General features: G+C 66.8%; 19 protein-coding genes. 9 read left to right on the plus strand and 10 right to left on the minus strand.

Going from position 1 to position 17,917, the window contains the following annotated elements:
- Nucleotides 1–83 precede the first annotated feature (83 nt).
- The 7 genes from ACYVLQ_RS10875 to ACYVLQ_RS10905 all read right to left on the minus strand — a co-directional run bounded on the left by ACYVLQ_RS10875 (nt 84) and on the right by ACYVLQ_RS10905 (nt 6,426).
- The gene (locus tag ACYVLQ_RS10875) at nt 84–929 is read right to left on the minus strand and encodes an SDR family oxidoreductase (RefSeq protein ID WP_460697270.1); all 846 of its coding nucleotides are present in this window, start codon (nt 927–929) and stop codon (nt 84–86) included.
- Between the two features lie 246 nt (nt 930–1,175).
- Nucleotides 1,176–2,225: a ribosome small subunit-dependent GTPase A gene (gene rsgA, locus ACYVLQ_RS10880; RefSeq protein ID WP_460697271.1), complete on the minus strand. Its 1,050-nt coding sequence runs from the start codon at nt 2,223–2,225 to the stop codon at nt 1,176–1,178.
- A 236-nt stretch (nt 2,226–2,461) separates the two neighbouring features.
- Nucleotides 2,462–2,689, minus strand: a complete 228-nt coding sequence (locus ACYVLQ_RS10885; RefSeq protein ID WP_460697272.1) for a hypothetical protein — start codon at nt 2,687–2,689, stop codon at nt 2,462–2,464.
- A 391-nt stretch (nt 2,690–3,080) separates the two neighbouring features.
- Nucleotides 3,081–4,007, minus strand: a complete 927-nt coding sequence (gene glfT1, locus ACYVLQ_RS10890) for a galactofuranosyltransferase GlfT1 (RefSeq protein WP_460697273.1) — start codon at nt 4,005–4,007, stop codon at nt 3,081–3,083.
- Complete coding sequence (gene wzt / locus ACYVLQ_RS10895; protein WP_460697274.1) at nt 4,004–4,825, minus strand: galactan export ABC transporter ATP-binding subunit Wzt/RfbE; 822 nt, start codon at nt 4,823–4,825, stop codon at nt 4,004–4,006. Before wzt ends, glfT1 begins: the two co-directional genes overlap by 4 nt.
- Before the next feature lie 9 nt (nt 4,826–4,834).
- On the minus strand, nt 4,835–5,659 hold the full coding sequence (gene wzm, locus ACYVLQ_RS10900) for a galactan export ABC transporter permease subunit Wzm/RfbD (protein ID WP_460697448.1): 825 nt from the start codon (nt 5,657–5,659) through the stop codon (nt 4,835–4,837).
- A gap of 176 nt (nt 5,660–5,835) precedes the next feature.
- Nucleotides 5,836–6,426, minus strand: coding sequence for a bacterial proteasome activator family protein (locus ACYVLQ_RS10905; protein ID WP_460697275.1), 591 nt, complete (start codon nt 6,424–6,426; stop codon nt 5,836–5,838).
- 256 nt (nt 6,427–6,682) lie between these two features.
- Here ACYVLQ_RS10905 and ACYVLQ_RS10910 point away from each other — a divergent pair, with 256 nt between their 5' ends.
- On the plus strand, nt 6,683–7,885 hold the full coding sequence (locus ACYVLQ_RS10910; protein WP_460697276.1) for a cysteine desulfurase-like protein: 1,203 nt from the start codon (nt 6,683–6,685) through the stop codon (nt 7,883–7,885).
- Nucleotides 7,886–7,970: 85 nt separating this feature from the next.
- Here ACYVLQ_RS10910 and ACYVLQ_RS10915 read toward each other — a convergent pair whose 3' ends face one another.
- Nucleotides 7,971–8,960, minus strand: a complete 990-nt coding sequence (locus ACYVLQ_RS10915; RefSeq protein WP_460697277.1) for an NAD(P)H-quinone oxidoreductase — start codon at nt 8,958–8,960, stop codon at nt 7,971–7,973.
- A gap of 100 nt (nt 8,961–9,060) precedes the next feature.
- Between ACYVLQ_RS10915 and ACYVLQ_RS10920 the strand changes: the two genes are divergently transcribed.
- Genes ACYVLQ_RS10920 through ACYVLQ_RS10930 form a run of 3 tightly spaced genes read left to right on the plus strand, consistent with a single transcriptional unit; the run spans nt 9,061 to nt 10,937 of the window.
- The gene (locus tag ACYVLQ_RS10920) at nt 9,061–9,228 is read left to right on the plus strand and encodes a hypothetical protein (protein ID WP_460697278.1); all 168 of its coding nucleotides are present in this window, start codon (nt 9,061–9,063) and stop codon (nt 9,226–9,228) included.
- Nucleotides 9,225–10,400 carry an alpha-hydroxy-acid oxidizing protein gene (locus tag ACYVLQ_RS10925; RefSeq protein ID WP_460697279.1) on the plus strand — a complete coding sequence of 392 codons (1,176 nt, stop codon included), beginning with the start codon at nt 9,225–9,227 and terminating at the stop codon, nt 10,398–10,400. The genes ACYVLQ_RS10920 and ACYVLQ_RS10925 overlap by 4 nt, the downstream gene beginning before the upstream one ends.
- A gap of 42 nt (nt 10,401–10,442) precedes the next feature.
- The gene (locus ACYVLQ_RS10930; RefSeq protein WP_460697280.1) at nt 10,443–10,937 is read left to right on the plus strand and encodes a MarR family winged helix-turn-helix transcriptional regulator; all 495 of its coding nucleotides are present in this window, start codon (nt 10,443–10,445) and stop codon (nt 10,935–10,937) included.
- Nucleotides 10,938–11,136: 199 nt separating this feature from the next.
- Here the strand turns inward: ACYVLQ_RS10930 and ACYVLQ_RS10935 are convergent, their stop codons facing one another.
- A complete protein-coding gene (locus ACYVLQ_RS10935) occupies nt 11,137–11,541 on the minus strand; it encodes a hypothetical protein (RefSeq protein WP_460697281.1) in 405 nt (134 codons plus the stop codon).
- A 107-nt stretch (nt 11,542–11,648) separates the two neighbouring features.
- Between ACYVLQ_RS10935 and ACYVLQ_RS10940 the strand changes: the two genes are divergently transcribed.
- From ACYVLQ_RS10940 to ACYVLQ_RS10950, 3 genes are all read left to right on the plus strand, one after another.
- Entirely contained in the window at nt 11,649–11,963 is a 315-nt protein-coding gene (locus ACYVLQ_RS10940; RefSeq protein ID WP_460697282.1) for a hypothetical protein, read from the plus strand.
- Complete coding sequence (locus ACYVLQ_RS10945) at nt 11,960–13,756, plus strand: alpha/beta hydrolase (RefSeq protein WP_460697283.1); 1,797 nt, start codon at nt 11,960–11,962, stop codon at nt 13,754–13,756. The genes ACYVLQ_RS10940 and ACYVLQ_RS10945 overlap by 4 nt, the downstream gene beginning before the upstream one ends.
- 92 nt (nt 13,757–13,848) lie before the next feature.
- Nucleotides 13,849–14,325, plus strand: coding sequence for an LppA family lipoprotein (locus tag ACYVLQ_RS10950; RefSeq protein WP_460697284.1), 477 nt, complete (start codon nt 13,849–13,851; stop codon nt 14,323–14,325).
- Between the two features lie 827 nt (nt 14,326–15,152).
- Here ACYVLQ_RS10950 and ACYVLQ_RS10955 read toward each other — a convergent pair.
- On the minus strand, nt 15,153–15,770 hold the full coding sequence (locus ACYVLQ_RS10955) for a hypothetical protein (RefSeq protein ID WP_460697285.1): 618 nt from the start codon (nt 15,768–15,770) through the stop codon (nt 15,153–15,155).
- Between the two features lie 369 nt (nt 15,771–16,139).
- On the opposite strand from ACYVLQ_RS10955, the gene ACYVLQ_RS10960 reads away from it, so the two are divergent.
- On the plus strand, nt 16,140–16,880 hold the full coding sequence (locus tag ACYVLQ_RS10960) for a hypothetical protein (RefSeq protein WP_460697286.1): 741 nt from the start codon (nt 16,140–16,142) through the stop codon (nt 16,878–16,880).
- Between the two features lie 134 nt (nt 16,881–17,014).
- The gene (locus ACYVLQ_RS10965) at nt 17,015–17,911 is read left to right on the plus strand and encodes a hypothetical protein (RefSeq protein WP_460697287.1); all 897 of its coding nucleotides are present in this window, start codon (nt 17,015–17,017) and stop codon (nt 17,909–17,911) included.
- The last annotated feature ends 6 nt before the right edge of the window (nt 17,912–17,917 follow it).

The raw sequence follows: 17,917 nt of genomic DNA on the forward strand, positions 1-17,917 counted from the left end.
TTCCAGCATCAGCGGCATTCGTGGTAGCCGTACCCCGCCGGGTGGTGTCAGCCTCGCCGCGCGGAAGCCCCGCGGAAACGCGCTCAGAGGAACAGGTCGGTGGTGAGGGGCTCGTCGCCGGGGACCACGCGGTATTTGTCGAGGTCGGTGAGGCCGTGAGTGGCGAGGACTTCGTCGTCGATGAAGAAGTTGCCGGTGGTGTCCTTGGCGGGCGAGGTGAGCACCAGGTAGGCGGCGTCGGCGTAGATATCTGGCGTGCGCGAGGTCCGGACCATCTCCTCGCCGCCGAGCAGGTTGCGGACCGCGGCGGTGGCGATGGTGGTGCGCGGCCACAGCGAATTGACGCCGACGCCGTACTGGCGCAGCTCTTCGGCCAAACCCAAAGTGGTGAGCGACATTCCGTACTTGGCGATGGTGTAGCCGAGCGAGGAACCGGCCCACTTCGGATCCAGGTTCAGCGGCGGCGACAGCGTCAGGATGTGCGGGTCGCGCCCCAGTTCCGCCGAACGCCTCAGCGCGGGGATGCTCAGCTTGGACAGCAGGAAGCTGCCGCGGCAGTTGATGTCCTGCATAAGGTCGTACTTCTTCATCGGCAGCGTCTCGGTGGGCGACAGGTCGATCGCGGACGCGTTGTTGACCACCAGGTCGATTCCGCCGAACCGCTCCACGGTCTGCTGGACCGCCCGCGCCACCGCCTCGTCGTCGCGCACGTCGCCGACGAACTTCAGGACCGTGCCCCCGGCCTGCTCGAGCTCCGCCGCCGCGGTGTGGATGGTGCCGGGCAGCTTCGGATGCGGCTGATCGGTCTTCGCGATCAGCGTGATGTTCGCCCCGTCCGCCGCGGCCCGCTTGGCGATCTCCAGCCCGATGCCGCGGCTGCCGCCCGACATGATCATGGTCCGGCCCGCGAGCTTCCCTGCTTCCGTCATACCCCTGCTCCAATCTCTGCGACGTCCCCGACTCGATCATCCCGGGCGGATGGCCGCCGGGTCCGGGTTCTGCCCGATTCGCACAGTAGGCGACAGCTGGGCTACTATGCAATCAGTTGCATAGTGAGGTTCGTATCAGGAGCCGTGTCAGGCCGGGATCAGGGCGGCATCGACGCCAACGAGTACGCCGCCGCCAGCGTGCCGGTTCTCGAGCGCATGACCTGCCCGACGCGGTTCGTGCTCTCGTTACCAACTGCGCGATCGACGCTCGCGGTAGACCGCGCGCTGCGACTTCTCGACATTCTTCCACTCCCGCTGGCGTTCCGCTCGCAGCCGGGCATCGGAACGGGCCGCCAGCCATTCGTTCTCGCGCTGGAGTTTGCGATAACTGTCCCAGCGCCGCTGCGGGAGCGCACCCGATTCGAGTGCGGCACGCACGGCGCAGCCGGGTTCGGTGCGGTGCGCGCAATCGGCGAATCGGCATGCGGCGGCGAGAGATTCGATATCGCTGAACGTGCGGCCGATCCCCTCGGTGGCATCCCACAGGCCGACGGATCGCAGGCCCGGGGTGTCGATGAGGGTGCCGCCGCCGGGCAGCGGTCGCAGCTCGCGGTGCGCGGTGGTGTGCCGTCCGCGTTTGTCGGCGGCACGAACCTCGTTGGTGGCGAACACCTCCTCGCCGAGCAACGCGTTCGCCAGCGTCGACTTACCCGCGCCGGAGGGGCCGATCAGCGCGACCGTGCCGTCCAGCACCGCGCCGAGCACATCCATGCCCAGTCCCGTGGTGGCGCTGACGGCCAGCGTCGTCGCTCCCGGTGCCACGGCGCGCACGTCTTCGAGCGGAATATCAACGGCCAGATCGGCTTTCGTCAGCACGACCACCGGTTGCGCCCCTGATTCCCAGGCCAGGGCCAACATTCGTTCGATGCGGCCCAGGTCGACATCGGCGTCGGCCGCGGTGCACACCAGGACCGTATCGACGTTCGCGGCCAGGATCTGTGCCTCCGACCGGCCCGACACCGAGGCACGCACGATGGCGGTATTGCGCGGAACCAGTTGTCGCACAACGAGTTCTGCATCTATGGCGACCCAATCGCCGGTACACAGGCCGTTGACGTTGGTATCCGCCCGTGGGCAGCGCGCACGCGCGAGCCCTTCGGGTGTCGCGACGTCGCACTCGCTGCGATCCATCCGGATCACGCGGGCCGGGACCCAGCCGGTGTCGAGCAGCCGTGTGTACGCGGCAGATACGGCCGGATTCCAGCCGTAGGGGATGAGACGGTCGTAATCGACCATGATGGAAAGCGTCCATTCGTCGGGCACCGGGCCCGGCGCGGGCTCAGTGCATCAGGGAGAGGGTGGAAGCGCATGCGGCGGCGCGGCTTTCGATATCCGGCCGCTGCCCGGCCGCGACAACCCGATAGTTGGCGTGCATGTCTTCCACCTCCTCGACCTTTCGACGATGTCGTCCGCTCTGGACGGATACAACGATGACAGCACCCCCGTGCGGGGCGCAAGGTTTTTTCGTGGGGCTACGGCATGGCCGCGATCAGCGCGATGTTGAGCAGGATCATCAGTGCCGCGAAACCCCAGATCAGGTACACGAACAGCATGCCGGGCGTCGATTGCGGGACCGGTCCGACGGCGCCGCGGATGAAGGCGATCGCCGGTGCCCGGTAGTAGACCCGGGTGCTCTGCCCCTCGGCCACGGGCACCACGGTCTCCGCCGGACCCATATCCCACATCCAGCGGGTGCTCACCCGCAGATGGTACTGGCCAGCCCCGACCGGAATGTGCGTGGCACCCCACCGCGCGGCCGGGACCTGCTGCCCGTTGACGGAAGGCGCGGGGAGGATGCGCTGTCGGCCGGTGGCGCACCATATCCGTGCGACGGGGCGCCGTTCGCCTGCGGGATGCGCGGGCTCGATGTGCTGTTCGGTTGCGGCGCAGCGGGGCTCGGCTGGGCCGGGTTCGGTGTGTGCGGCTGTGGCGCCGACGCGCTGGGGGATTGCGGTGCCCCGGGGTTGTCGGGTGGCTGGGGGGCTCCGGGGTGCGGGGGTTGCCCGCTGGGCTGCCAGGGTTGTCCGTTGGGTGGTGGCCCGCCGTGGGGGTTACTCACACCCATACCTCCATATTCGAAAAAGCGCTGTGCTAACCGGGTTTGCGGAACTGCTCGCGCCGCCCCAGGCGCCGCAGTCGCAGCCATTCTCGCAGACCGGCCGGATCTCGTTGCTGCACAAGGAAGAACCAGGAGAACCGGGCCCACTCCTGCGGCAGCAACTTGCGCATCCCGGGCTGTGCCATCAGGTAGCCACGGTTGCGGTAGGTGAAGTAGCGCTTGACCGGATCGTCCGGGTACTGGGTGTGCATGCGCCCGCCCAGGATCGGCTTGAATTCGGCGGATCCGTTGGGGTGCAGGTACGCCGCCTGCAGACAGGTGCCGAACGGCAGCCCGGAGCGCACCAGCCGACGATGGATCTCGACCTCGTCGCCGCGCACGAACAGCCGCAGATCCGGCACCCCGATCACGTCGACGGCCGCGGCGGACACCAGCGCGCCGTTGAACAGCGAGGCGATCCCGGGTAGGAAGTCCTCGTCGCCGAGTTCGGAGCGCAGCCGCCGCCACACCACCCCGCGGCGCAGCGGGAACGCCAGGCGGTCGGGATCGTCGATATCGGCCACCACCGGCGAGACCTCCGAAAGGCCGTGCCGCCGAGCGCAATCCACGAGAGTCTCGAGCACCTCCGGGCCCTCGGGACGGCCGTCGTCGTCGGCCAGCCACACCCAGTCCGCACCCAGCGACAGCGCGTGCAGGATGCCGAGCGCGAAGCCTCCCGCGCCACCCAGGTTGTGTTCCGAACCCAGGTACGTGTGCTCCACCGGCTGCTGGCGCACCAGCTCACCGACCTCGGGCTCGTTGGCGTTGTCGACCACGATCAGGTGATCGATCGGACGCGTCTGCGCGCAGAGCACCTTCAGCGATTCGGCCAGCAGTTCCCGGCGTTTATGGGTGACGACGACCGCGACGATGCGGCTGCCGTCCCCAATCGTCTCGGACGACGCCGGCTGATCACTCATGTGGGATTCCGCTCCAGTTCCCGTTCTCGTTCCAGCTCGCGCAGAATCTGGGCGACATGGTCACCGGCCTCGGGCCCCTCATAGGCCCGCACCACTTCCTCGATGTCGCCGCGCATCCGCATCCGGCCGTGGTCGATCCAGATCGCGGTGTCGCACAGTTGCGCCAGGAATTCGTTGGAATGGCTGCAAAATACCAGGATTCCGGAGCGAGCGACGAGATCCCGCAGGCGATTTCGGGCCTTTTTCATGAAATCGGCATCCACGGCGCCGATGCCCTCGTCCAGCAGCAGGATCTCGGGGTCGATGGAGGTCACCACGCCCATCGCCAGCCGCACTCGCATACCGGTCGAATAGGTGCGCAGCGGCATGTTCAGATATTCGCCGAGTTCGGTGAATTCGGCGATCTCGTCCACCTTGGCCATCATCTGCTTGCGGGTCTGCCCGAGGAACAGGCCGCGGATGATGATGTTCTCGTAGCCGGAGATCTCCGGATCCATGCCTACGCCGAGATCGAATACCGGCGCCACCCGCCCGCGCACGCGCGCGCTGCCCCGGGTGGGTTCGTAGATCCCCGCCAGCAGGCGCAGCAGCGTCGATTTCCCGGCGCCGTTGTGGCCGACCAGGCCGACGCGGTCGCCCTCGGAGAACGACATGGTGATCTCGCGCAGCGCCTCGACGACCACCACATCGGATTGATTGCGCCCGATCGCGCCGCCCGCCTTACCCAGGACCGCCTTCTTCAGCGACCGTGATTTGGCGTCGAAAATGGGGAATTCCACCCACGCGTCATGGGCTTCGATGCTTACGTGCTCGGTCATGACTGCCCCTTACACCCAGTACGGCACGCGGGAACGGAACCGCTTCCACGCCAGCAGCGCCACGCACCAGCCGAGCACGGTGATCGCGAGCACCACATACCAGCTCCGCACGTGGATCGGATCGCCCAGCAGCGGCGCGCGCACGATTTCCAGGTAGTGGTAGGTCGGCACCAGCTCGACCAGCCGCGCCCGCTCGCTCACCGCGCCGCCCTGGTCGTGCAGCGACTTGGTCGTCCACATGACCGGCGTGAGCACGAACAGCATGAGCGTCATGCTGCCCAGGATCGGCGCGATATCGCGGTAGCGGGTGCTGAAGATGCCGAACGCGATCGACACCCACATCGCGTTCATGAACAGCAGCAGCATGCCCGGAATCGCGAGCAGCGCGGTCCACTGCAGGTTCTTCCACACCCCCATGCCGGCCAGCAGGACCACATAGATGATCGCGTTGTGCGCGAAGAACAGGAGCTGCCGCCACACCAGGCGATAGACGTGCACGCTCAACGCCGACGGCAGCTGTTTGATCAGCCCCTCGTTGGCGATGAACACATCCGAGCCCTCGAGGATGCTGGCGTTGATGACGCCCCAGATGATCAGGCCGACGGTCACGTACGGCAGGTAGGTCCACAGATCCTGGCCGAGGATCGCCGCGTAGAGGATGCCCATCGCCGTCGCCTGCACGGCGGTGGCGATGGTGATCCAGAACGGGCCGAGCACCGACCGGCGGTAGCGCTGCTTGATGTCCTGCCAGCCCAGCGACAGCCACAGTTCACGCTGCGCGAACCCGTCGCGCAGATCCTTGAACGCGCGTCCGAACGACTGTGAGTCAGGCATCAGCGGTACCGGGGCGTCGGCCGGGCTCTGTTCGGCGGCGGTCGCCGACTCGGCTGGGGCTGCTGCAGGCACAGTGACCGACTGTAGCGGTGCCCGATCGACCGCGCCGCGTGCGGGCCGTAAACCGCGGACGCTGCCTGTTCAGAGACGTTGACCTCGCAGATGTCGCTGTGACCTCACAGATACTGGCCGCTGCCGCCCGTGGCCGAGCCGCCCTGCCCGCGCTCGGGTGCGTGCATCCCGGGCGGCAGCGCGTGCCGCATCTGCTCCAACTGCTGGCGGGCGGCCATCTGCTGGGCGAACAGCGCGGTCTGGATGCCGTGGAACAGGCCCTCCAGCCAGCCCACCAGCTGGGCCTGGGCGACGCGCAGCTCGGCATCCGAGGGGACGGAATCCTCGCCGAACGGCAGCGCCAGCCGCTCCAGTTCGTCGCGCAGCTCGGGCGAGAGTCCCTGCTCCAGCTCGCGCACGGAGGTCTGGTGAATCTCCTTGAGGCGGTTGCGGCTGGCATCGTCGAGGGGAGCTGCCCGCACCTCCTCCAGCAACTGTTTGATCATGGTGCCGATGCGCATCACCTTCGCCGGCTGTTCGACCATGTCGGCCAGCGATTCCTTGTTGTCGAGGTCCTGTTCCGCGTCGGCCTCGCCTTCGCCGACCACCTGACCGGCGAGCGGCGCATCGCCCTGGCTGCCTGCCGGGATGACCATCGGTCGGCCTTCGGGGCCGATCACCACGATGGATTCCGGTGCTCCGTCCGAGTGCGTCATGATCTCCATCATGTCTTGTCCGCGCGCGATGTGCTAAGCGGGTGGGTACGCACTGCGGGTATGCCGGTCCGTGACGGTCAGTATTCTGTTTCGGTCGTGTTCGCCTCGTGTGTGGGACGGTTTGCTGAAAGTCGGTTGCCATGTCGCATGATCTGTCAGCTGGTTACCCGAAGGGTGTCGGCGCGCCCGATCGGTGCTCGGTGGTAGCCGTCGACACGGTTACATCTACTCGCCCGCTGCCCTTAGAGTGGCCTGCATGACTTACGACGTCGCGAGGGTTCGGGGGTTGATACCGTCCCTGGGCGACGGCTGGATCCATCTCGACCCGCAGGCCGGCATGCTGGTCCCGGATTCGGTATCGCGCGCCGTGTCAACAGGTTTCCGCACTTCCGCATTCACCCACGGCAATCGATACAGCGCCACCCGGCGCAGCGGGGCCATTTTGGACGCCGCCCGCGAGGCCGTCGCGGACCTGGTCGGCGCCGACCCGGCGGGTGTGGTGCTGGGTCCGGATCGCGCCGTACTGCTGGCCTGGCTGGCCGAATCGCTGAGTTCCCGGCTCGGGCTGGGCACCGGGATCGTGCTGTCGCGCCTGGACGACGAGGCCAACGTCGCGCCGTGGCTGCGCATCGCCAACCGCTATGGGGCCCATGTGCGTTGGGCCGAGGTGGAGATCGAGACCTGCGAGATGCCCGCGTGGCAGTTCGAGGAGTTGATCGGGCCCACCGCACGTTTAGTCGCCTTGACGGCCGCGTCTCCGATCGTCGGCTCGGCGCCGGCCGTACGGGTGGCCGCCGACCGGGTGCATCAGGTGGGCGGCCTGCTCGTGGCCGACTGCTTCGGCGCCGCACCGTACGCGCTGATCGATATCGACGAACTCAACGCCGATGTGGTGGCGCTGTCGGCCCCGGCCTGGGGCGGGCCGCAGATCGGTGCGCTGGTGTTCCGCGATCCGGCGTTCCTGGACCGGATTCCGTCGATGTCGCTGAATCCCTACGCCAAGGGCGCCGAGCGGCTGGAGGTCGGACACCATCAGTACGCGCTGTTAGCCGGGCTGACCACCTCGATCGAGTATCTGGCCGGGCTGGACGAACGGGCGACGGGCACCCGCCGGGAGCGGCTGGAGATCTCGATAACCTCGCTGCAGGACTATCACGACCAGCTGTTCGAGCACCTGATGGAGGTGCTGGACCGCATCCCGAACCTGACCGTCATCGGCCGCGCGTCCACCCGCATCCCCACGGTGAGTTTCACCATCGACGGTATGCAGGCCGAGAAGGTCTCCGCGAAACTGGCCGACCATCACGTCGGCACGCTCAGCGGCGTACACGGCGGCAGCCGCCTGCTCGACGCCCTGGGAGTCAACGACGAGGGCGGCGCGGTCACCATCGGATTGGCCCCCTACACAACGAAGTTCGAGATCGACCAGCTGGGCCGCGCGCTCGCCGCCCTGGACTGAGTTCGCCCACTGGAACCGGCCTGTCCGGTCACTATTCGTGCTCGGGCGGCACATATCGCGCTGAATCGTGGGTGCTCGCGCCGGATCAGGACGCGCGGATCCGCAGGATCACCTTGCCGACGGTCTGCGGGGAATCGAGCAGCCGGTGCGCCTCGGCGGCCTCGGACACCGGCAACTCGGCGTGCACGATCGGGACCACGCTGCCGTCGGCGATCAACGGCCACAGGTGGCGGCGCAGTTCGGCGATGATCTCGGCCTTGCCGGAGCGGCCGGTGGCGGGGCGGCGGCGCAGATTGGTGGCGTGAATGGTGCCGCGCTTGCCCAGCAGCCCCGCGACATTCAGCTCACCGTTCACCCCGCCCTGCATGCCGATGATGCACAGCTGACCGTCCTCGGCGAGCGCGTCGACATTGCGTTGCAGATAGGCCGCGCCCATATTGTCGAGAATGATGTCGGCCCCGCCGAATTGGCCGAGCACGGCGACGAAATCCTCGTCGCGGTAGTTGATCAGAACGCTCGCGCCCAATTCCTTGCAGCGGTCGAGCTTGAGCTGCGAGCCCGCGGTGACCGCGACCCGCGCGCCCCGGCTCACCGCCACTTGAATGGCGTGCGTCCCGATGCCGCTACCGCCGCCGTGGATCAGCAGCAGCTGTCCGGCGTGCAGCCCGGCCCGCAGGACCAGGTTCGACCAGACGGTCGCCGCCACCTCGGGCAGTGCCGCCGCGGCGGCGAGGTCGAGCCCCTCCGGGACCGGCAGCACCTGAGTCGCCGGCGCCACGACCCGCTCGGCGTATCCGCCGCCGGACAACAGCGCGCACACCCGATCGCCGGGCCGGTAGTCCCGCACACCCGCGCCGACCGCCGCGACCACACCCGAACATTCGAGCCCGAGAATTTCGCTGGCGCCGGGCGGCGGTGGATAGAAACCCTTCCGCTGCAACAGATCCGCGCGGTTGACCCCCGCCGCAACGACGTCGATCGACACCTCGCCGGGCCCGGGCTCCGGCAGGTCCGGCGCCTGCGCCCAGCGCATCACCTCGGGCTCACCGAATTCCTCGAGCGTCACCGCGTGCATACCCGCGACCTTACGTCGTGCGCCTCGGCTACCGCAGACCTCGGGCTTCCTGTTCGGCTGTGTCGGCGTCGACGCCTTTCGCCATCTTGCCGAGCGCCGCGTGGAGTTCGTCGGCGGTCATCTCGGCCGTGCCGTGAATTCCGGCCGCGTCGCCCCGGCGGCGCAGCTCGCGCAGTTCGTCGTCTTCGGTTATGTCACATCCCCTTTCCGCATCACCCGTCGATTACCCGATCCGCGCCCGGCAATTCCTCTAGCGTTCCGGGAATGAGCAGTTTCGCCGACTTCCAGAACGAGATCTATCTGGCCGGGCTCACCGGCGCGCTACCCCAATTGCCGATGACGGCAGCGGCTTTGGCGCAGCGCGCCCGGGAGGTGCTGGAACCGGAGGCGTTCGCCTACGTGGCGGGCAGCGCGTCGGGCGAGCGGACCGCCGCGGCGAACGAGGCGGCGTTCGACCGGTACCGACTGGTCCCGCGGATGTGGCGCGGGGCCAGCGGTCCCGGCGTGCGCGACCTGTCGGTGGAGGTACTCGGCACGCGGCTCGCCGCTCCCGTGCTGACCGCGCCGGTGGGCGTGCTCGCGCTGCTCCAGGAACGCGGCGAGGTGACGGTCGCCGAGGTGACCCGCGAGCTGGGCATCGGCATGGTGCTGTCTACGGCGGCCTCGACCCCGATCGAGGAGGTGGGCGAGGCGGCCGGTGCCTGGTGGTACCAGCTGTACTGGCCCAATGACGACGAGCTGGCTCGTTCGTTCGTCGACCGCGCCGCGAAAGCGGGCGCGCAGGCCATCGTGGTCACCGTCGACACCCCGAGCCTGGGCTGGCGCCCGCGCGATCTGACACTGGCGCACCTGCCCTTCCTGCGCGCCGAGGGCATCGCGAACTACCTGTCCGACCCCGTCTTTCGCGCCAAGTTGTCCGTGCCGCCGGAGGAGAGCGAGGAGGCGATGCAGCTGGCGGTGCTGACCTGGAGCGCCCTGTTCGGCAATCACAGCCTGCGCCCCGCGGATATCGCCCGGCTGCGGGAATGGACCGATCTGCCGATCGCGGTGAAGGGCGTCCTGCATCCCGAAGACGCCCGCCAACTGGTCGATGCCGGGGCCGACGCGGTGGTGGTCAGCAATCACGGCGGCCGCCAGGTGGATGGTTCCATCGCCGCGCTGGACGCGCTGACCGCGGTCGTCGCCACCGTCGGCGACCGCGCCGACGTGCTGTTCGATTCCGGGATCCGCACCGGTTCGGACGTGATGATCGCGCTGTCGCTGGGCGCCAAGGCCGTGCTGTACGGGCGGCCCTGGGCCTACGGTCTCGGGATCGCGGGCGCGGCCGGGGTGCGGCACGCGCTGCGGATGCTGCTCGCGGATCTCGATGCGTCGATGGGACTTTCGGGTTGTTCCGAGATCGCCGACCTGAACCGGTCGATGCTGTCGACGGCGCGCTGACCAGCCGACAGTCGTTCCGGGGGCGGCTAATAGAATGACCGCATGGCTTACGAACCGGGCGGTCGCACGGCGCCGGAGCCGAGGTGGCTCAGCTCGGCTCAGCAGCGGGCCTGGCGCGCCTATATGGACGGCGGCCAGCGTCTGCTCGCGGAGCTGAACCGGCAACTGCAGCGCGACAGTGACCTCAGTCTGGCCGAGTACCGAATCCTGGTGCTGCTGTCGGAGGCCCAGGGCCGGTCGCTGCGCATGAGCGATCTGGCCGACGGCGTACTGTCGTCGAGAAGCCGTCTCACACACCAGATCCGGCGCATGGAGGAGCAGGGCATGGTGCGCCGCACCAGCGCCGAGGAGGACGGCCGAGGCGTTCGCGCCCACCTCACCGAGGAAGGCATGCACCGCCTGCGCGCCGCCGCACCGGGTCACGTGCACGCCGTCCGCCGCAATTTCGTCGACCTGCTCACCCCCGAACAGCTCGAGGTGATCGGCGACGTCTTCGAAACCATCGACAAGGAGATCACGGCCCGCGGAGACCGCTGAGCGCCGTGTCTCGGCCGTCAGAGAATGAACGCCCGGAGCGCCTGGATGATTCGGTCGAACGGAATCACATCGGCGACAGCGCTTCCGAAAAGAGGCATCGCAATTACTCCTGTCCGTCGGTTCGTACGCGAGTGAGCAGCAGCGATCCTGTCAGACCGTGGTCCGGATCATCCGCAAGCGCGCGGCATGGCGGGCATGGCTATTCCAGCCAGCTCCTGCGCTGGTAGTACTGGTCCATCTCCTCGTCCTCTTCGGGCGTCGGTTCGCGTCGGAGGTGGGATTCGGGTGGTGACGGGGCCGGTCGAGCGAATGTGTCGACGAGGTGTTCGCGCTGGGCCAGCAGTCGGGGGTCGTTCTCCAGCCGGGTGACCGCGTCGGCGACGGATCGGCGGGCGTCGGCCAGCGCGGCGGCGTGCAGGCGGACGATCGCCTCGACGAGGGTGTCCGGATCGATCCGTCGGCCGTAGTCGGTCAGCCTGATAGCGCGCAGTGTGCCGTCGGCGCCCACGTCGACGGCCGCTTCGGGCGCGGCCGCCGTCGCCGGGCCGGACACGGCGTTCTGCAGCCGTTCGATGCTGCCGGTCAACGGGTCGATATCGGCCATCCGGAATCCTCCCCTTATCTGATTGCCCTGGCCGCAGCCTATAGTGACCCGAGATCACCAACCAGCCGGCTGCAGCCGCGGTCGGCGCGAACGAGGGGGGCCGCGACGTGGGGTCGGATATCGTCTGGGTCGACAAACCGGCATGCCGGGCGCTTGCGGACGGGCTCGGCACGGCGGGGCAGGAATTGCGGACGCTCGGCGGGGGCGGCGCGATCGCGAACAGCCTGACCGGCGGCCTGGCGGGTGCGAAGACACCCGATGCGTACCACGCCGCGAGCCGGTCGGCGGACCGGGCGATGGGTGCGGTCGGCACCGCCCTGCTGGAGATGAGCGGCACGATCGTCGGCGCCGTCGCGAGCTTCGACGCGCACGAGGCCGCGAGTGTCGCGGGTATCGCCGCAACCGGACAGGGCGCGCGGTGAGCGGTCACCTCACGGTCCCGCAGGTGCTCGGCTGGAATCCGGGCTCGCTCGCCGATCAGGGCGACGGGTGGGGCCGGCAGGCGATCGCGCTGCGCACCGAGGTCGACGCCCAGCATCTGGCCGTGGACGGCTCCCACGACACGTTCCGCGGCGGGGCCGGTGACGCGATGCGCGATCGGTTCACCCAGACGTACGAGAAGGCACGAAAAGTGCTGGAGGCGTTGGAGAAAGGCCGCGACACCGCGAAGGTCGCGAGTATGAATTTCGCCGCCGCCCAGGGGCTGGTGGAGCATCGGAAGCAGGCCGCGGAAGCCAAGGGCCTGCGCGTCGAGGACGACGGCAGCTGCCAGATCACCGAGGAAACCAAACAGGCCGTGTATTCGTCGGTCGGCGGCGACGAGAACAAATACAACACCGCGCTGGCCGCTCTCCAGCTCGACTGCGACAGCCAAACCGCCTTCATGAAGAAGGTTCTCGACAATGCCGCCACCATCGACGCCGAGGCCGTCACCGCGATCAGCCGGGCTTTCGCCGATATGCCCGACGCGGATTCCTTCGGCAATGCCACCACGCCGCGGTCCGAGCCGAAACAGCCACCGGCAGACGGCAATCCGAAGGAGAACCGCGCCTGGTGGGATTCGCTGACGCCGCGGGAGCAGGCGGAAATGGTGTCCACGCAACTGGCTTCCGTCGGCAATCTCGACGGGCTTCCGGCGGACGTCAAAGACCAGGCCAATCGCAATCGAATCCCGGTCGAGCGGGCCAGGCTGGAACAGGAATTCACCACGGCGAGTGCCGATCTGACCGCGAATCCGGCCAACGAGGACGCGGCGCGGCGGAAGGTGGATTCGCGCAAACGCCTGGACGACCTGAAGGCGATCGAGGAGTCGGTCGTACCGCAGGACGGTAAGCCGCCGCGCAAGTTGATGTATCTGGACATGCGGTCCGGTCGGCAAGGTCGCGCGGCCGTGGCGGTCGGTGATCCCGACCGCGCCGATCATGTGTCGGTGTCCACGCCGGGCCTCGGCTCCAATCCCCGGGAGTCGCTCGGCGGCATGGTGCGGGAGGCGGAGAATCTGAAATTGGAATCGGAGCGGCAACTGCGCGCCGAGAATTCCACCGGCAGCGTGTCCACGATCGCCTGGTTCGGATACGACCCTCCGCAGGGTGGGTTGGACAATCCGCGGCCCGATACCGCCAATGTCCTGTGGGAGGGCCGGGCGGCGGAGGGTGCGAAGCCGCTGGCCGACTTCTACAGTGGGCTCGATGTCGCGAGTACCCGGAACGATCCGCACATCACCGCGCTCGGGCACTCCTACGGGTCGCTGACCACCAGTCTGGCGTTGCAGGAAAAGGCCGGTGGTGTGGACGATGTCGTGTTCTACGGGTCGCCGGGATTGGGCGGGCACGTTCCGGCCGTCGGCGCCAGCGGGCTGGGGGTGGTATTCGATCCGGCGGGCGCGCTCATCACCGAAACGGGGCTCAACGACACCGTGCGCAATGCCGGTGACCTCGGGCTGCGGGACCGCCACGTCTACGAGATGACAGAAAAGGGCGACCCCGTGGCCTACGCCGACCGATTCGGCCGCAGCCCGGGCAAGTTGGACTGGATCAACCACCTCGACACCGAAGCCATCACGCTCAGTGACGGCAGCACGTATACGCAGGGGTCCGGGCACGCCGAATATCCGCGCACCGACAACGAGACGCACCGCCTGCACCGCACCGGCTACAACCTCGCCGCCGTCGTCGCCGGAGTTCCCGACAACGCGACGACATCGGTGCACAAATGAATACGCGCAGCGGACGATCCGCGGCGATGACCAGGGGTATCGCCACATTGGCGATCGCTGTGACCTCGATACTGACGGTGGGGAGTTGCGCTATGGACAGCCATGACCAGCAGACCGGAGATCAGGCGACCGCCGAGGCCGCGCGGCGTCTCCAACAGTGGCCCAGCCTGGAGGACACGGAAGCCCAGATGCGTGCGGTTGTCGAACAGATCGCCGCCGCCGCTTCGGAACTCGTGCCCGGCTTGAAATGGGATTGGGTCGATGACCGACTGCGCGACGACAGCTGCATCGAGCCGTTCGACCGAACCGCAGGCCAGATGATGAATCTCCAAAACTACTGGGCCCGCCAACCGATCCCCGACGACCAATGGCCCCAATTCCTCGACCGCGCCCGAGCCATAGCCGCCACAGTCGGCGCCACAGCCCCCGACGCAATGCAGAACCACCCCGGAAAACACGACATCTGGTTCTCGAACCCAGCCGACGGCGCAACCATCAAAATAGCCACCTCCGCCGCAACGGTAATCTCCGCCCGAACAGGCTGCCGCCTACCCCACGACCAATCCTAGGGCTCCCGATCGTCAGGGTTCGATTACACCAGTAGTCATCGAGTTGCAGGTGGGTGAGCCGCGGGGGCCGTATTCAGGCAAGGCGAAGCGGTCGTCAAGGACGACGACCCGAACTCATGCAGCAGACGACTGCGAACGCCCTCTGCGGTGGGTGTGGGATTTGAACCCACGGTGGCGTGAACCACGACGGTTTTCAAGATTGTCGCTCTTGGCGTTTGGGAGCGTTGGCTGGGGTTGGTATCCGTGGCTGTACCTGCCTGACCTGCGAACTCCTGCGTTGGGATCGTTGGTAGGAGTCGGGCCGGTTGCGCACTCCTGCGGACCAACTGCGGACCAGGCGTTCCGGCTTTCAGCTACGTCAGGCTGGCGTAGAATCGGAATCGCTGGATTGAGCCCGGTAAACCGGGTTCTGGCACTGCTTCTGTTCGCGGCGGCCGTGACGCTAAACCATGTTCCTGTTCTGTGGGCTCGTTCTCGGGCCCGTTGTGAAGAAGGGAAGGTGATGAGGATGATCGGTTCGGATTCGATCGGTTCGGTGTTGTCCGCAACTGCGCTCGCTGGGTCGGCTGTCTTGTCAAGTGTCGTCGCGAACGCAGTGCCAGGCTGAGTCCAGCACCAACCCGCAAGCGGATAGGTCGTCTATCCGCCCGCCCCTGCCTTCTCCCTCCCGTCCTTCCTCGTACTGGCCATCTCTCGGTGGAAGACGAGCGTGTCAAGGATGCCGTAGGCACCGCGTAGCGGACACCGAGGGTGGTCCTTGACTCGTTCGGCTGGAGCGAGACGATTGGGCCATGAGGAAGGTGGGGAACGACTCACTTAGATGGGGGTCAGGCCCATCCGCCGTATTTACTGCTGGGCCCAGATTTGCGGTCGTCAGGCACTCTGATATATCCGCCGCCGATTTGTTCTCTGCGGGTCTTCTCTGCCCTGTTGATCTTCCTTTGGGAGAGGCCATCTTTGTTCCATGTCAGGGCAAGTTCGAGAGTGGTGGTCAACAAACGGTCGAGCACGTACACAGTCCTGAAGTAGTCGGCGTCCGGGTCGATCGACTCAGGCGGCCCGGGTTCGCGCGGCACCTTTATGGATGGCGGTTCGGGTTTCAGCCCGGCGAGAGCGCCGATCGCTAAGAACAGCGACGAGATGAGAGCATCGCCTACTGAGCCTCGGGGAGTCGGCCTGGACTTGTGCGAACGTATCAGATCGACCATCGCTGCGCTGATCGCGTCGGAAGCCTCTTGCTGGGTTTTCGGATCGGCGTCGAGGAGGTGTCGGTGGATTCGGCTTAGCTCGTTGATCCAGTGGTTGAGTTCTGCGTTCCACCGTTCCTGCTTCGCGGATCGATTCGCGAACCGCCATCCCAGATAGACACCGCCGAGCGTTACGAGTCCACCACCAAAGGCCTGAAGCAGCGTCATCCAGAGTCGGAACCACTCTTCGCCGGTCATGAGATGTGTATCGTCTGAGAGGACGCGGAAATTACCTGATAGTTGTCGGGGCGCGACCACAGCCGGGTAACCAGGCTGGGACGCCGGTGGGTACGTGATTGGCTGCGGGAGGTCAGTCGGGTACGGCTGGCAGCGTGTCCAGCACTGCTCGGTGATGCAAGAAGTGCTCAGACAGGAATGGTCGGCGTTCTGCCACGTCGCCAAAGCGGCGCCGACGCGCCCGACGGGCCCGCCTGCCGGAGCCTGCGTAGGCCCGGCGGTTGCGCGGCGCCGCGTGGCGGCGCCGCTCGGCGGCGCGCCAGCGCCGCCCTTGATCCTGTATGGCTGAATTCGGCAACAACTTGCGGTCTTTGGTATCACACTGCACTGATGACTGACCAGAACGACGCCACGGTCCATGTCACGAAGGCGGCGGTAACGATAGAGGCGGGGTTTTCTGCGAGTGTTGCTGTCCGGGGCTACCGGGCGTCCCAACATCTATGGGCCGCGCGTCGTGCAGCACGGGAGGCTAGGGAAATTGAGAGCCGACTCGCGGGAACACATGAGGGGAGCGTGGAACTGGAGGCGGTGGCGACGAATGCGGTTCTCCTGTCAGTGGCCTTCATCGAGGCCTCCGTAAACGAAGTGCTGCAAGACCTTGCAGAATCGGAGCCCGGGAACGTGAACTCACGATGTGCCGGGGTCAGTGAAGCTACCGCCGTGATGATCCGGGCGCTTTGGGAGCACCCGGCCCGCCTGGAGCGGGCCGGGATACTTGAGAAATATCAGGTGGCCTTGGCGGCGGCCCAGCAGCCGTTGTTGGAGTCGGGCCAGAAGCCGTACCAATGGGCGAAGAAGCTGATTGGCCTACGAAATGCGTTGGTCCACTTCAAACCTGAGTGGCAGACGGATGATGACCAACATACGCAGGAGAAGGAGCTGAAAGGCCTCTTCGCGGGCAGTGCTATCTTCAAAGGCCCAGTTCAGCCATGGTATCCGCATGTGTGCCTTGCGACCGGATGCGCGGAATGGGCTAACGCTACGGCCGTGGACTTTGTAGATGTTTGGTGGAACCGCATGGGTCTTCTCCGGGACTATCACCAAGACCTGAGAGCGATGCCCACCCCTTAAGGGGTCATGCTGGAGCTAGTCCGCTTGGCGATGACTAGATCCCCGTAGGTAGCATGTAATCGCTTGCGGCCCAAAGGGTCCCGTGAATTATCACGTTCTGCGATTCCACTCGGTCTGATAGTTGCCTGCCTCTCGTGGCTTATGCGATCTTGTTCGAACTGATCGCGGAACTGGCTACGCCGCGGGAGAATCGATGCATGGCTGAGCTTGCGTTGACGGCGGACCGTCGTGAGGAACTGGCCGCGTTGCTGGGGGACGAGCAACGGCTGAATGCCGACTACCCGAAGGTGGCGGAGTATCTGGATACGGCGCCGATGCTGCCGGGGACGGGTGACGAGAGAGCAGACGCGGCATTCGATCTCCGGTTGGTCCACTACATGACCGGGGATCGGGCCGTCAGCGCAAATCCGTACTGGGACATCGTTGCTCCATCGGTGTTCGAGCACGAGGGTCGCCGAGTGGTGAACGGTGGCCGGGAGCAGGGGAGTGCTCGGCTGGGCTTCGCGCAGACAATCTTGCAGGCCGCCTATGCCTACGCGATTCCGTCGCCCGAGACGATTGCGTGGATGGCGGAGGTGAGCCAAGGCGGCGTGGTTGTAGACCTGGGTGCGGGGCGGGGGTACTGGGTGGCGCAGCTGGCCGGTGCGGGCGTGAGCGTTGAGGGGTACGACTCCGAACCGCCGGATAGGACGGTGAACCCCTCGTTTACCCAAGCCGCGGGGCAGATGGATGTTTGGCACAGCGTGGGTGACTTGACGGAGTTCGCGTCACGGTCGGCGAGGCCGGGTGACGTGCTGTTCCTGTGCTGGCCTCCGGGGTGGGGCAATGCGATGGCGTCGGAGGCGTTGACCGCGTTCGAGGCTAATGGCGGTGAGCGGCTAGTCTATATCGGTGAGCCGAAGGGCGGCAAGACCGGAGACGACGCATTCTTTGATGCGCTGGCCGCGCGTTGGGAACTGAAATCCGAAGATACGCAATTTGTTTCGTGGTGGAATCTGTCGGACCGGGCACAATGCTGGGTTCGTCGCTAATTCGAC

This window comes from Nocardia thraciensis (assembly GCF_054782435.1).

Excerpts from the sequence above, each read along its gene's own strand:
- rsgA (WP_460697271.1), bottom strand. The coding sequence starts at position 2,225 with ATGGTCGATTACGACCGTCTCATCCCCTACGGCTGGAATCCGGCCGTA.
- wzt (WP_460697274.1), bottom strand. The coding sequence starts at position 4,825 with ATGACCGAGCACGTAAGCATCGAAGCCCATGACGCGTGGGTGGAATTC.
- ACYVLQ_RS10930 (WP_460697280.1), top strand. The coding sequence starts at position 10,443 with ATGGCTTACGAACCGGGCGGTCGCACGGCGCCGGAGCCGAGGTGGCTC.
- ACYVLQ_RS10960 (WP_460697286.1), top strand. The coding sequence starts at position 16,140 with ATGACTGACCAGAACGACGCCACGGTCCATGTCACGAAGGCGGCGGTA.
- wzm (WP_460697448.1), bottom strand. The coding sequence starts at position 5,659 with ATGCCTGACTCACAGTCGTTCGGACGCGCGTTCAAGGATCTGCGCGAC.
- ACYVLQ_RS10875 (WP_460697270.1), bottom strand. The coding sequence starts at position 929 with ATGACGGAAGCAGGGAAGCTCGCGGGCCGGACCATGATCATGTCGGGC.
- glfT1 (WP_460697273.1), bottom strand. The coding sequence starts at position 4,007 with ATGAGTGATCAGCCGGCGTCGTCCGAGACGATTGGGGACGGCAGCCGC.
- ACYVLQ_RS10910 (WP_460697276.1), top strand. The coding sequence starts at position 6,683 with ATGACTTACGACGTCGCGAGGGTTCGGGGGTTGATACCGTCCCTGGGC.
- ACYVLQ_RS10935 (WP_460697281.1), bottom strand. The coding sequence starts at position 11,541 with ATGGCCGATATCGACCCGTTGACCGGCAGCATCGAACGGCTGCAGAAC.
- ACYVLQ_RS10955 (WP_460697285.1), bottom strand. The coding sequence starts at position 15,770 with ATGACCGGCGAAGAGTGGTTCCGACTCTGGATGACGCTGCTTCAGGCC.
- ACYVLQ_RS10925 (WP_460697279.1), top strand. The coding sequence starts at position 9,225 with ATGAGCAGTTTCGCCGACTTCCAGAACGAGATCTATCTGGCCGGGCTC.
- ACYVLQ_RS10905 (WP_460697275.1), bottom strand. The coding sequence starts at position 6,426 with ATGACGCACTCGGACGGAGCACCGGAATCCATCGTGGTGATCGGCCCC.
- ACYVLQ_RS10950 (WP_460697284.1), top strand. The coding sequence starts at position 13,849 with ATGGACAGCCATGACCAGCAGACCGGAGATCAGGCGACCGCCGAGGCC.
- ACYVLQ_RS10915 (WP_460697277.1), bottom strand. The coding sequence starts at position 8,960 with ATGCACGCGGTGACGCTCGAGGAATTCGGTGAGCCCGAGGTGATGCGC.